Annotated in this window: 12 protein-coding genes; 7 read left to right on the top strand and 5 right to left on the bottom strand. The window is 40.8% G+C overall.

Annotated features, from left to right (window positions below):
• Window positions 1-76: 76 nt before the first annotated feature.
• The 5 genes from NST01_RS18775 to NST01_RS18755 all read right to left on the bottom strand — a co-directional run bounded on the left by NST01_RS18775 (window position 77) and on the right by NST01_RS18755 (window position 6,986).
• Entirely contained in the window at window positions 77-1,255 is a 1,179-nt protein-coding gene (locus NST01_RS18775; RefSeq protein WP_025208279.1) for a response regulator aspartate phosphatase, read from the bottom strand.
• 658 nt (window positions 1,256-1,913) lie between these two features.
• Window positions 1,914-2,675 (bottom strand): ABC transporter ATP-binding protein, encoded by a 762-nt coding sequence (locus NST01_RS18770; protein WP_017368394.1) that lies wholly within the window; start codon window positions 2,673-2,675, stop codon window positions 1,914-1,916.
• A 13-nt stretch (window positions 2,676-2,688) separates the two neighbouring features.
• A complete protein-coding gene (locus tag NST01_RS18765; protein WP_249476664.1) occupies window positions 2,689-5,016 on the bottom strand; it encodes an FtsX-like permease family protein in 2,328 nt (775 codons plus the stop codon).
• Window positions 5,013-6,266 carry an MFS transporter gene (locus NST01_RS18760; RefSeq protein WP_025208276.1) on the bottom strand — a complete coding sequence of 418 codons (1,254 nt, stop codon included), beginning with the start codon at window positions 6,264-6,266 and terminating at the stop codon, window positions 5,013-5,015. The genes NST01_RS18765 and NST01_RS18760 overlap by 4 nt, the downstream gene beginning before the upstream one ends.
• 69 nt (window positions 6,267-6,335) lie before the next feature.
• Window positions 6,336-6,986, bottom strand: coding sequence for a TetR/AcrR family transcriptional regulator (locus tag NST01_RS18755; protein WP_008347371.1), 651 nt, complete (start codon window positions 6,984-6,986; stop codon window positions 6,336-6,338).
• A 160-nt stretch (window positions 6,987-7,146) separates the two neighbouring features.
• Here NST01_RS18755 and NST01_RS18750 point away from each other — a divergent pair, with 160 nt between their 5' ends.
• From NST01_RS18750 to NST01_RS18720, 7 genes are all read left to right on the top strand, one after another.
• A complete protein-coding gene (locus NST01_RS18750) occupies window positions 7,147-8,259 on the top strand; it encodes a CdaR family transcriptional regulator (protein WP_116306542.1) in 1,113 nt (370 codons plus the stop codon).
• Window positions 8,260-8,376: 117 nt separating this feature from the next.
• On the top strand, window positions 8,377-9,648 hold the full coding sequence (locus NST01_RS18745; protein ID WP_116306540.1) for a GntP family permease: 1,272 nt from the start codon (window positions 8,377-8,379) through the stop codon (window positions 9,646-9,648).
• A gap of 29 nt (window positions 9,649-9,677) precedes the next feature.
• Complete coding sequence (locus NST01_RS18740; RefSeq protein WP_116306539.1) at window positions 9,678-10,817, top strand: glycerate kinase; 1,140 nt, start codon at window positions 9,678-9,680, stop codon at window positions 10,815-10,817.
• A 93-nt stretch (window positions 10,818-10,910) separates the two neighbouring features.
• Entirely contained in the window at window positions 10,911-11,249 is a 339-nt protein-coding gene (locus NST01_RS18735) for a zinc ribbon domain-containing protein YjdM (protein WP_017359922.1), read from the top strand.
• Between the two features lie 294 nt (window positions 11,250-11,543).
• Window positions 11,544-12,503, top strand: coding sequence for an ABC transporter ATP-binding protein (locus NST01_RS18730; protein WP_223255600.1), 960 nt, complete (start codon window positions 11,544-11,546; stop codon window positions 12,501-12,503).
• Window positions 12,500-13,450, top strand: coding sequence for an ABC transporter permease subunit (locus tag NST01_RS18725; protein ID WP_008347358.1), 951 nt, complete (start codon window positions 12,500-12,502; stop codon window positions 13,448-13,450). The genes NST01_RS18730 and NST01_RS18725 overlap by 4 nt, the downstream gene beginning before the upstream one ends.
• Before the next feature lie 26 nt (window positions 13,451-13,476).
• Entirely contained in the window at window positions 13,477-13,905 is a 429-nt protein-coding gene (locus NST01_RS18720; protein WP_007497283.1) for a DUF4064 domain-containing protein, read from the top strand.
• The last annotated feature ends 30 nt before the right edge of the window (window positions 13,906-13,935 follow it).

Here is a 13,935-nt window from a genome sequence, read left to right as displayed (position 1 = left end):
TGTAATGAGGCAAGTGGTTATTTGTATTGTATCGGTTTATGTTCCGATAGGTCGTTCTGTTGGGCCAAGATTTGTATCATTTAACGAATTGTAAGACACCGTTTGTCCGAAAACAACGATGGCTAAAGCGAAAATGAGTAAACTCACTTTTTTCATCATAATTCCTCCAATTAAGTGTAGTGTGTTCCAATTGATAGGCATCCTTCAAAAAGAGGTATGCTTGGTGAATTGAACCCAGCTCTTCAAAGTGTTTGGCAGCTAGTGCACTTAATTCACGGGCACCTTCAACATCCTTTAATTCTTTCAGAATACTGATGTCATCGAAACAGGTTTGAGCTTTTTTGGATATGTCTTCAGTGAAATATAGGTGATAGAGAAAATTCATTTTTGCTGTATAGATGGGGTTTCTGTCTATTTCTTGTTTTTGTTTGACCAAGTCAAAATAATAGAGAGCTTGCGACTTTTCATCAATGGAGAGTAGCTCTTTTAGTAACATAAACATGGAGTGTTCGAAATAACAAGATGAAAGGTAGTTATCATCACTAAGAGCCTTTTCTAGGGCATCAATACATTTTTTTGATTCTCCAGCTTCGGCATATAGAATACTGATATTGTGATAAAGCTGTGATGCTAGAAAATGATCGTTTAATTGATTTGAGATGTGTAATGCTTTTGTGTAGTAATTCTCAGCTCTTTTGAAATCGCCAATATCCATGAAGTTGGTGGCTGCGATCACAAAAGCTGCTGCCAGTCTTCTTTCATAGCCATCATGACCTTTGAAAATATCGATAGCATTCTGAATATAATGAAGTGAAATCAGGCTTTGGTGAAGCATCATATATAGGTTTGCGACCTTCGTATGGAATTCTGCTACTTCTATTTCATCAGGAATGTTTTGTAGTTTTTTCTCAGCAATTTTAAACAGTCCGATGGCTGATGCATAGTCTCTGTTATATGAAGCGTAAAGGGCTTTATATAGGTAAAAATAATATTCAATTAAGTCGTTTGTTTTAGAAGGGTATTCTAGCACTGTCGGTTCATTCAGTTTTTTACCTCTTCGTTCATATAACATGAGCTTAAATTTGCCTTCTAGCAATGAATAGTAGGTCAAGACCTCCTGATTCTCTTCCATCTCTTGAAGTAATTCCTTTAATTCTGTGTAGATTGTCTTTGCATTGTGCACATCATGCTTACGAATGGCAATTCGCCAATCATTTAAACGGTTCCCCACCTGTTCAGCTGAAATGATTTTCATGGAAATTTCACCTCTTTAACATCCTTTCGCCTGTTTCAATAAAAAACGATATCACAATTTTTGGTAAAATATAATCGTTTCTGGGAGGTGATTGACAGGAGGTAATAAAAAGGACCTTATGTCATGAGATGTACGTTATTGTATTGATGATTGATTGTTTATTCAAATGAGTAAAATCTTTTTTTGGAAGTCTAAAAACGTGATAGATACTATTAGTTTTAAGTTTATGGTCGAAAATACCATCCGAATATATGAAATAAAGCTTTTTTAGCTATGAGAGAAGAACAATGAAAGGTCGATCTAGAAGGGAAAATCAGTTATGATGTTGCTAGATGATTTTGGAAAAGAAACTGGTAGTTACTGAGAAAGGTGAATATCTAAGACAAGTGTTGACCTTTCAGAAAGGATGTTGAAATGAAAAAAAGATTTCAAATGTTAAACTGGCAAATGACAATTGTGATGACGACGCTTTTACTTGTTTTAGTCACTCTTTATATCTCAAAGAGATACTTTTATAGCAAAGAAATTGAGTTGCTGACAGAATCTTGTCAACAAGAAGACGGCAAAATCATACTAGAAACAAATAGTATGACTATGGATTACTCCTTTGAGTGTAAGAAAAAATAAAACAGGCAGCTTTCTGCCTGTTTGACACCAATTAAAACCCTAAGTTTTGTAACCACTTGTTTAACAAGGCCTCTCGTTTCTCAGCGGTGAAGCGATCGTATTTTCCTAAATTTAAATGGGCTGAAATTTCACCGTCATTCATAAATAAAATTCTTTCAGAGCAAAGGGCCACTTTTGGATCATGGGTGACGAGAAGCAAAGTTGTTCCTTCAGAATTGATTTGTGAAAAAATATCCATGACTTCCTTTGTGGTGCTTGAATTAAGAGCACCTGTGGGCTCATCGGCAAAAAGAATGTTTGGTTCATTCATAAGAGCTCGACAGATAGAGGCTCTTTGGAGCTGTCCTCCTGATACTTCTGATAAATATCTATCAGCTAAATGATCAATATCAAGTTTCTCCATTAGATATTTTGCTCGTTCATTGACTTCTTTTCTCGGCATTTTCTTCGCTAAGTAAGCTGCAGCAATGATGTTATCAAATAGATTGAGGTTTTTTAGTAAGTGGCTGTGTTGAAAGACGAATCCCATCTCTGATAAGCGCAAAGCTGTTAACTGTTTGTCTGTCATTTCTGATAGCAGTTGACCTTTATATTTGATTTCCCCTCTGGAGGATGTCTCTATACCGCTAAGTTGATAAAGCAAAGAGGTTTTTCCACATCCTGAAGGTCCCATAATGGTGACAAATTCTCCACGTTTAATGGTTAAGTGAATATTTCTAAGAATGGTCTGTTTTTGTCCTTTTAATGAATCAATTTGTAAAGACAATTGTTTCGCTTCAATTAATTGTTCCATGTGAAACATCTCCTTATGAAAGTGTATGACGGCTGATTTTACTAGAAAAAAAGGACTTCAATAACCACGAGATGACAGTTAAATTCACCATAAACAGCAGGAGAGGATACACGATCCAAACCCATTTCGGGGCTAACCACTGAAGGCTGGATGCTCCTAATGATGCTCCGCCTGCACTCATTAACGCCGGACCAATAGTATGAACAGCGATTGCTCCAATGAAGGCACCAATAGAGAGAACGACGATAAAACTTGTTAAGTATTGATAGGTTAAATCTTTTTGAGAAAAACCAATCGTCCTTAACAAGTGAGTACGATTTAAATCTTTCGCCCTTAACATGTGTAGAAACATCATTAACATGAGGCTGGCTGTTCCAAAAGCTGCGATGGTTGAAAATAATGCAATCACTTTTACTAGAGATGCGGTGCTTCCTATTGTTTGATGCACATATTCTTTCATATCTGTCACTTTTGCAGGAGACATATTTGTTTCAAGTGCTGCTTTTTTTCCTGCCATATCTATTCCTTGTTTTAATTGTATTTGAATGGTTTTCCAAAGGGATGATTGAGGAAAAGGCTGAGATAATGCTTTAGCAGTTTTCCCTCCGTTGGTGACGTCTTGATAAATGCCGGTAACCATTTTTTGAACTTGCTGCCCATTTGTGGCGAGAGTGACTTTTTCGCCTATCTTTTTCTGAAGTGAGTCAGCACTCAACACCGATAAAGCAATCTCTTCCTCCTTCAACGGTTCCCTTCCTTGTAAATAGGTGAGAGGGAATGCTGATAGATCACCTGTTTCTAAATAGAGCGTTTCTAATGTATTCTCCATTGTTTTGGCTTGTAGAGAAGTTGTTTCATAGACGGTAGATGTTTGAATGTCTTGGTCTTCGCTAATCATAGACTCTATTTTATTTGTACTTTTCTCTAAATGATTTCCCTGCCGAATATCAATTCGAAGGTCACTTTTTCCAGAGCCAAGATATGTGATGAAATCTGGTGATTGTAATGTGTACCATAACTGAATCGGCATCAACATTAAAAATGTACAAAGCGCGATAATACAAGTAATTGTTGAATACATCTTTATTCGCGAGAACAGATCTTTCAAACCAAACCAAAAATTGACTGGGAGGAATCTGTTTTTCTGGAGGTGCATAGGAATTTGTTTTTTATGGCTTGGTGAGCTTATGCCGCCTTGAATGGCTTGAGCGGCTGATATTTGTCCAAATCTCCTTAGGACAGCATAGCTGAATGAGATGACGATCATTGCCGTCAAAATTGACACCAAAAGCGGGATCACCTGATGAATAAAAGAGAGGCGATTCCCCATATATTGCTGAATATTGGCTGTAAACAAATCACCAAACATGAGCGTCATTAAATATCCTGCTATACACCCTATACAGGCAAGCACAGCATATTTCCCAACGTATAATTGTTTGATTTTTGATAAAGGAATTCCTAGCACTTTTAAGATTCCAATTTCACGTTCATCCTCTTCTATAGCGGCGGTCATAGCCAGACGAAGAGAGAGGAGAGAAATGCTAATGAGCAGAAAGCAGACAAGAAGAAGAATGGCGATCACCATACCATCTGTTAGAGCATTCAGCATGCGAAGCAGGGATAATGTGACAGCAGGCCCTTGTTGTGGCAGCTCAGATGATTGATAGAGTGATTGAAAAGCATCTGCTTGACTAGCATCATGCAATAAGAATTCAATTAAGTACTCCTTTTTTTGAAACACTTGATTCAGTGTCGCCCAGTCCGCATCATGCAGAAGAAATCTCTTTGAACTGACAAGACTTGGATTCATTTGGGCATCTCGTAAGAACGTTTTGATTTGAAAAGAGAATTGATGAGAGCCTTTTGTAATGAGTAACCTTTCGCCAATCTTTAAATGGTATTTTTGTTGAAAATAAATAGGGACTGCTACTTCTCCTTTATTGACAGTGAGCTTTTCATTTCGTTCGTTTAAAAGAAAATCAAAATAGCGATTTTGTTTTACAAATAAATGATCCATCACACCCGCTTGAGCAGGCTCCTGCCCGAACTTGATGCTGACGTGTTCGATCGGAATCATTGGAACAATTTGATGTGCCTTTACCATCGACTGTTTACTTGAAAATATATCGACCGCTTTTTCATCTAAGCTGCCATCGTGCATTTGGACAAAGTCTGGTGCTTTGGCTGATTGGAGTAGATCAGAAATGGAACCATTCAGCTGGACCGTCATTTGCGCAGCGCTTGTTGCTAAAAATGATGTCATCATGATGCAAAGGGTTAAGCCGATTGAAATGAGACGGTGGCGGGTTAGGTCTTTCTTGATAAACGTCAATCTCATGAGGCTGATTCTCCTTCATGTCGAAGCATATTTTTTGTAAGGAAGGCAAGTGCAAACATCAAGGCACTGACGATTAACACGGTCACATACATGCTGGCGGAAAAAGTGTTGAACAAGAACCCGTACATCATTTGACCGAGCGGTGCAGCACATTGAGAGACCATTGTCAGATTGGCCATGACTTTTCCTAATTGAGCATTGGGTGTTTTCTTTTGCACATGTGAGATGACAACGATCGAAATCATGGTGAGCAGCATGGCAATTGGGAGACACCCTGCTAAAAAGAGAAAATAGGCTGGAAATGTACCAAATTGAAGAGCCATCTTGGATGTTGAAAAAGCAACAGGCAGCAAAATGACTGCGATGACGAGCAGCCAGCGATACAAAGTAGGAATGCGCCAATGTTTCGCTACAAGCCCAACTAGCAGGGCGCCTGCGATGACGGCAAACTCAATGATACCCATTCCTATTCCGTACATGATGTCACTGCTTTTCATTGTGACCCTTAAAATAATGGGACCTCCAACGATAAAAAATGGTGTGAGGATGAAATTTAGCAACGCTGCAAGCAGCATGGCTCTTTTTAAAAATGGCTGGCTTCCGATATAGGAAAATCCTTGTTTCATATCTTTCAAGAGTACTTTGGTCATCGGTTCTGCGAGTGGGCTAGGTGAGAAAGAGATATTTAACCGTAAAAGCATGCATGCTGATAGAAAAAATACAATGCTGCTAGCGCCTATGATGACCTGGCTCCCAATGAGTCCGTATAAAACGCCGCCAATGATAGGAGCGACAACACCTGAAAGGGCCTGCACGCCATTCACGATGCCATTTGCTTGTTCTAATTTTTCTTCTTTCACTAGCTGAGGAATACTCGACATCACAGCAGGAGCATAAAATGTACTCATGACACCAAGGAGAATCATGACGGCTCCAATCATATAAAGCGAATCATGACCTGAAAATAACCAGAAATAAAAAGCCAGAATCATAATGCCAGTAAGAACATCAAATAAAATCATCAAATTTCTTCTGTTAAACCGGTCAGCAATTGCTCCTGCTAATGGCGAAAGGAGGAGCGGGATATTGGATAAAGCGAAAAGCAGAGCATATAAATCAACGCGATGTGTCATATCCAAGACGTGTAAAGATAGAACAAAACGAATCAAGGAAGACCCGAAAACGGAAATAATTTGCCCGAGAACGAGATAGATAAAATGGGTGGAGCCATTTTTGGCTGATAACGACATGAAAATCACTCTCCTTTTAGACCGACCGTCAGTCTATAATGTATGCAGGATTGGTATTGAAGTGACCAATCACTGATTATTGTCTTCCGGTTCTCCAGTTAAACGTTGGAGAAGGAAGGAGAAACTTCCCTTTTCTGCATGTAATGAGGCTTCAAGGATTGCGATAAATGCTAGAGCTCGTTGTATGCTTTCCGCTGTGGTCCATTGGAAAAGTCCCTCATCAAAGATAACCTGTGCAGAAGCGAGGAGAAATTCGACAGTTTCTTGCGGGTAATCCGTTTGAAATATCCCTTCTTCTACCCCTTGCTGAATGACTTCTGCTAAAACGGGTGATAGCTCTGTAATGGCTTTGATCAAGCTTTTTTGATGCATCTCTGCATTAGCAGGCTGATGAAATTGTTCGATCATGCCTTCTTTATGGCTGCCCTGTTTAGGAGATTGTGCCATGATGATGCGAAATAATTTATCGACCACTGAGATATCTGGATCAGCGGCAATACGCTTTGCCTCGATGATATCTGCTTTTATGATCCGGTCAATGATTGCATCCATCACTTCTTCTTTGGAAGTAAAGTAATAATAGAATGTGCCTTTTGCAATGCCAACGGCTTTGAGGATGTCAATAATTGTGGTTTGCTGATAGCCTTTGGTTGAAAAAAGCTTCTCTGCTGCATTTAAGATGTCATTTTTGCGTTCCTCAGGATGTTTAACGGTTCTCATAAAGCCATCCTTTCTTTTGACTAGACTGTCGGTCGGTCCCTTGATTTGATTAAACACTTTTTGGCGTATCCTTGTCAATGGCTGTTTTTTTCAGCTTTGCATTTATTGTGCAATGACACTATGATACATTGAATGAAAACCCCTTCAGGAGAGATGCAGAATGCAATTTTTAACCAGTGAATTGGCGCAAGAGATGGTTGAACGTACGATGCATATTTTACATCAAAACATCAATGTCATGAATGCAGATGGTGTCATTATTGGGTCTGGTGAACGAAAAAGGATTGGACAAAAACATGATGGAGCACGTCTAGTGCTGTCAAGCGGAGATAGTGTGGAGATTGATCAGGAGACGTCCCGCCGCTTAAAAGGCGTGAGACCTGGAATCAATCTGCCTATTTGCTTTCACGAACAAGTCGTTGGTGTCATTGGGATTACGGGTGAGCCAGGGGACATTCGTCATCATGCCGAGCTGGTGAAAATGGCAGCTGAACTCGTATTAGAGCAGTCTTTTCTACTTGAACGCTTCCAGTGGCGGCAGCGAATAGAGAGTGAAATTGTGAATCAGCTCATCTCCGAGTCTGACATGGGTGATCATCAGCTGAAACACCGTGCTGACTGGCTTGGAATGGTTTTAGACAAGCGGCGAATGGCTATTGTTTTTCAGCCGATTCCATCGTCTGAGGACACTGTACACAAAATGATGCATGCCATTCAATACGATAAGAATGCGGATGATTTACTAGGCATGACCTTCCGTCATGAATTGATCCTGTTAAGACAGCCGATATGTGACCATCAATTCAAGCATGTGATCGAACAGCTGCAACAAACAATGGCAGGTGCAGTTGATGGACAAGTGCTAGTGGGTGTAGGAACTGTCGCTGAGGACATGAGTCAATTACCGTTGTCCTTTCAGCATGCGAGAGAGGCCCTGCGGTTAGGAAAGGTGCTCCATCCAGAGGAAAGCATATATGTCTTTGAATCTTATCAGCTTGAAAGCTTGTTTATAAAAGCGAGAGCCGCCAAAGAGGGCAAACGGTGGAGTGATTTTTATCATCCGCTGATACAAGAAATGGAGCTCGTTCAAACGTTAAAGGTTTACATTGAAGAGGGCGGGGATTTACAAAGAATCGTTGATCGTCTATTTATTCACCGTAATACACTGCGATATCGTTTAGATAAAATCCAGGCATTGACCGGAAAAGACCCTCGTCATGTGAAACAGTTGATGGAGCTGTACATAGCACAATTGGACCATCAACTGTCTTAATTGTGCATTTGCACAACTGGATGAAGTAATAAATAAAAGAAGTTCATTTAGATTCACAACTCGATCCCAATGAGTAAACGCTTACAATTAATAAAAGACAATCAGGAGGGATGGAGAATGGGTGGAGATGTGACAGTAAGTACATTGGGCGCATTGACTGCGCTTGTGATCGCTATTGTTCTCATTTTAAAAAAAGTATCACCTGCTTATGGCATGCTGGCAGGTGCATTTATTGGCGGTTTGGTTGGCGGTGTAGATGTTGTGCAGACCGTGAACGTCATGATGGAAGGCGCAAAGGACATGATTCCGGCTGTCCTTCGAATCATGGCGGCAGGTGTACTGGCAGGGGTTTTAATTGAGTCGGGAGCAGCGCTATCTATTGCGGAGGCCATCGTCAAAAAGCTTGGAGAGGCGAGGGCACTTTTAGCACTCGCACTTGCAACAATGATTTTAACAACGGTGGGTGTTTTTGTAGATGTAGCAGTCATTACAGTAGCACCAATCGCACTTGCCATTGCCAAGCGTGCAAAACTTTCTAAAACGGGGATTTTACTTGCGATGATTGGAGGAGGGAAGGCGGGGAATATCATGTCACCGAATCCGAATGCCATTGCAGCCTCTGATGCCTTTGGTGTACCGCTTACTTCCCTGATGGCGGCAGGTGTCATACCGGCTATTTTCGGGATAGCCGTCACATATGTATTAGCCAAAAAGCTTGCGAATAAAGGGACACCTGTTCTGGAAGAGGGAGCTGACCAAGGCCAGGTTCAAGTGCCTGGTTTTCTACAAGCGCTTGTAGGACCGCTTGTGACCATTCTCTTGTTAGCCTTGAGACCATTGTTTCAAATAAATATTGATCCAATGATTGCCTTACCAATAGGAGGAATTGTTGGCGCTCTTTTCATGAAAAAAGGGAAGTTTCTCAATGATTATGCGATGTCAGGGCTGCATAAAATGTCAGGTGTAGCGATCATGTTACTAGGGACAGGTACATTAGCTGGAATTGTATCGAATTCTTCCATGAAAGAGGTATTTATTCAGGCGCTTGACGCTTCGGGATTACCTCCTTACTTGCTTGCACCAACGTCTGGAATTTTTATGTCGGCTGCCACAGCTTCGACAACTGCAGGGACGGCAGTTGCAAGTGGTGTATTTAGCGGAACTCTTATTGGTCTTGGTGTATCTGCCCTTTCAGGCGCAGCTATGATTCACGCTGGCGCAACTGTGCTCGACCATATGCCGCACGGAAGCTTTTTCCATGCAACGGCAGGAAGTGTTCAAATGGAGATAAAAGAACGGTTGAAATTAATGCCCTTTGAATCGTTAATTGGTTTGACATTAACCGTTGTATCGACCATTATCTTTGGTATTTTCCAGCTGTTCGGCTGAGGATTTAATGAGAAACGAGGGGTTTTTGGATGAAGATTGTGATCGCACCAGATTCATTTAAAGAAAGTTTATCTGCTTATGAGACAGCATGTGCCATTGAACGAGGATTTCGTTCTATTTTGCCACACGCAGAATATATGAAAATCCCAATGGCAGATGGAGGAGAAGGCACAGTTCAATCGTTAGTGGATGCGACAGGCGGGAAGATTGTCCAGCAAGTGGTCACGGGCCCGCTTGGCAAACCTGTGGATGCCTTTTTTGGTATGTTGGGAGATGGTCAGACAGCTGTCATAGAGATGGCAGCAGCATCAGGATTACATCTTGTCCCGCCAGAAAAACGGAACCCCTTATTCACGACGTCTAGAGGGACAGGAGAATTAATGCTTGCAGCGCTGGATAAAGGAGCGAAGCATTTAATCATTGGGCTTGGCGGAAGCGCAACAAATGATGGCGGCGTTGGCATGATGCAAGGTTTAGGTGCTTCTTTTCTCGATAAAGCAGGCCAAGACCTCACGCCGGGCGGTGGATCACTGAATCAATTAGCTTCTATTGATCTATCTCGACTGGATCCAAGATTGCGATCAGTCCGTCTGGAAGTGGCGTGTGATGTGGATAATCCTTTAACGGGTGAAAGAGGAGCGTCTGCTGTGTTCGGTCCTCAAAAGGGAGCAGATACAGAAATGGTTCAACTGTTGGACAAGAATTTATCTCATTTTGCACAAGTGGCTAAGCAGCATTTTCATGTCTCCTTTGGTGAGGCGGCAGGTGCAGGAGCGGCAGGAGGAATGGGCGCGAGTTTATTAGGCTTTTTACAGGCTGATCTGCAAAAGGGAATCGATATTGTACTGAAAGCCGTACATTTTGCTGACGTACTAAAGGACGCTGACCTAGTCATTACAGGGGAAGGCCGGATTGATCAGCAGACCATTTACGGCAAAACGCCGATCGGTGTAGCCAAAGCTGCGAAACAATATCGACTCCCTGTGATTGGCATCGCTGGGTCCCTCTCAAAAGACAGTGCAGTCGTACATGATCATGGCATTGATGCACTTTTTAGTATTGTCCCTGGCGTCACGACTCTGGCTGAAGCCATGCATGATGCTAGTGTGCATGTAGAGAGAACAGCGCGGAATATTGCGGCCGTCATGACATTTGGAAGAGATAAGTAAATGATGAAAAATGTTTCCTTTTCTATCACATTTCTTTCTATAGAAATGTGGTAAAATGGTTCTAAATGAAAAAGAAAGTTGGAGGAAACACAAATGTCTAATCTACCGAATTGTCCATCGTGCAGTTCAACCTATACATACGAGGATGGCAGCATGCTTATTTGTCCAGAATGTGCGCATGAGTGGTCGCTAGAACAAGAACAAGCGGCAGAGGAACAGCTTGTTGTCAAAGATGCGAATGGAAATCTATTAAGTGATGGTGACACGGTCACTGTGATTAAAGATTTAAAAGTCAAAGGTTCTTCTTCGGTTTTAAAAATAGGGACGAAGGTCAAAGGGATTCGTTTAGTCGAAGGCGATCATAACATTGATTGTAAAATTCCTAGTTTTGGCGCAATGAAGTTAAAATCGGAGTTTGTGAAGAAAGTATAATGTATGAAAAGAGGCTGTCGACCATCAGCCTCTTTTTTCGATATTTATAGGTGAAAGGTATAATCTTAAACATCATTTCATACATATGTACCTGTTGAAAATGATTCTTTTTTTAAAAAATCAAGCCTCTTTTCTTATAAAAATTCACGCTTTTCTTAACCCTACCTTAAAAAAGGCAGATGATTCTCTAAATTTTGCCTAATCCCCTTCACAACTTTTGGGCATTGCTGTACCATATGGAAGTGTTCTTCTATTTTTGACGGATCATGGTGTTTATCAGGAAATAGATGATAGATGATACTTAGACAAAGAAGGAGAGGTAACGTGACGAACGTTTTAGAACTGCAAAATGTATCTAGGCATATTCGCGGGAAAAAGATTGTTCAAGACTTGAGTTTCTCTGTCCAAGCGGGCGAAGTCTTTGGCTTCTTAGGGCCGAATGGCGCAGGAAAAACGACCACCATTCGCATGATGGTCGGTCTTTCTCCCATTACATCCGGTGACATTCTGATTAATGGTCATAGTATTCAAGCCTCATATCAGCATGCCATCCAAGATGTCGGTGCGATTATTGAAAACCCAGAAATGTATAATCATTTAACGGCAAGACAAAACCTTGTTCATTTTGCCAGAATGAATGGAAAAGTGGATGAAGGTCGAATTGATGAACTGCTAGAACTAGTTAGTTTGCAGCATGTGAAACATAAGCGTGTCCGTACGTTTTCATTAGGAATGAAGCAGCGTTTGGGGATTGCTCAGGCATTGATACATAAACCGAAACTGCTAATCTTAGATGAGCCGACCAATGGACTAGATCCAGAGGGAATTCGTATGATACGAGATTACTTGAGAAGGCTGGCAAAGGAAGAAGGGCTTGCTGTCATTGTTTCAAGTCATCTCATGTCAGAAATGGAATTGATGTGTGATCGTTTCGCCATTATTCAAAAAGGAAAGCTGATTGCGATTGAGGATCAGCGTGCGGAGACGAAGCAGGATGATTTGGTCAATTATCGAATGAAAGTAGCATCAAGTGAGATTGAAGAAGCTCAAAAGCTCATTGAAGCATTTGAGGAAGGTATCACAGTTAGAGAAGAGGAGCAGTACTTATTCTTCTCCATCCTAGAAGAGAAGATGCCACAATTGATTCGTCATTTGAGCGAGGCTTCTATTCATTTGTACGAAATCAAAGTAGAAAAACAAACCTTAGAAGATAAGTTCTTAAGCTTAACAGGTAAAAAGGAGGCAGACGTATGATTCGCCTCATTCAAAACGAGTGGATGAAAATCAGTTATCGTGTGGGTACTTGGATTATGGTTGGGCTTCTTGTTTTAGGTATGATTGCGACGTTGATTTTTGCTGTTAAGACAAATGACGGAGATCAAGCATCCGGTGATTGGAAAACTGAGTTGCAAGAAATCAATAAAGCAAAGAAGCAAGAATTGAAAGAGGATAATATAAGATTTTATAAGAGATCCCTTGAAACCGATATAGCGATCAATGAGTATCGAATCAAACATGATTTACCTCCAGCCGATCAATTCGGTAAAAATGCATGGACTTATGTGAAAACAAATGCTAATTTGCTTCAGCTGGTAGGTGTATTTGTGATTATTATTGCAGCCACAATTGTCTCGGCTGAATATAAGCATGGTACAATTAAATTATTACTGATTCGTCCGCCATCCAGGTTGAAGGTTCTTTTGTCTAAATACTTTACCGTCCAACTATATTCACTTTTCCTAATCGCTGTCCTATTTATCTTATCCTTTATCTTAGGTGCGATATTCTTTGGACTAAACAATGATTATGTGTATTTGGCTTATCAAAATGGTGAAGTCATTGAACGGTCTCAGTTTGCAAATATGGTCTCTTATTATTTGGCGCATTGTGCTATGTTTGTTGTATTAGGGACACTTTCTTTTGCTATCTCAACGGTGTTTAGAAGCGAGGCCATTTCCATAGCGATTAGTGTATTAGCCTATGTTGTCGGAGCATCCATCACAAGCATTTTGATGTTCTTCTTTGATTGGGCGAAATACTTATTGTTTGCCAACGATCCTGTACAGTATTTCGCAGAAACACCTACTTATATCGAAGGCATGTCCCTAGGTTTCTCACTAACGGTCCTAGTCATTTATTGGGCCATCTTCTTGGCGGTTGCTTTAATCGTCTTCCAAAAGCGAGAAGTAAAAACAGGTTAATTTAACTTTTTAGGAGGTTTCTATCAATGATTAAGCGTAAAGGTGAAAAAATTATGGGGATTATCAGTATTGTCCTCAACGTAATTGGTGTTGGTTTTGGGGCATTGATGCTCTCTGTGGACCCAGCATTTTATGAAGAAATGAATGAAATTTTACAAGAGGAAGGCAGCGCCTTGCCAGTTGAAACACTTGAAGCTTCGGTTCATGCCTTTGGCGTTCAGTTTATGGTTGTTTCCGCAATTGCGGCTGTCTTAGCCCTTGTTGGTGTGATTGTCTTGAAAACAGACCGCCGTGCCGTGCTTTCTGGTATTCTTTTCTTGGTTTCGGCTGTGACTCTTTTAATTGGAACTGTTGGTCTTGCTTTCGTTCCGATGATCTTGTTGCTAATCGTTGGATTGATGTCACTGATTAGAAAACCGAAAACAGACATTCACACGAGTGAATATCCTTCATAATTCAAAGAAAAAGACATGCGCTGATTTTGC

Origin of the sequence: Bacillus sp. FSL R7-0166 (assembly GCF_038008935.1) — a bacterium.
Lineage (GTDB): Bacteria > Bacillota > Bacilli > Bacillales > Bacillaceae > Bacillus > Bacillus altitudinis.
Note: the sequence above shows the minus strand (reverse complement) of the source record. Positions and strands in the feature narration are given on the sequence as shown.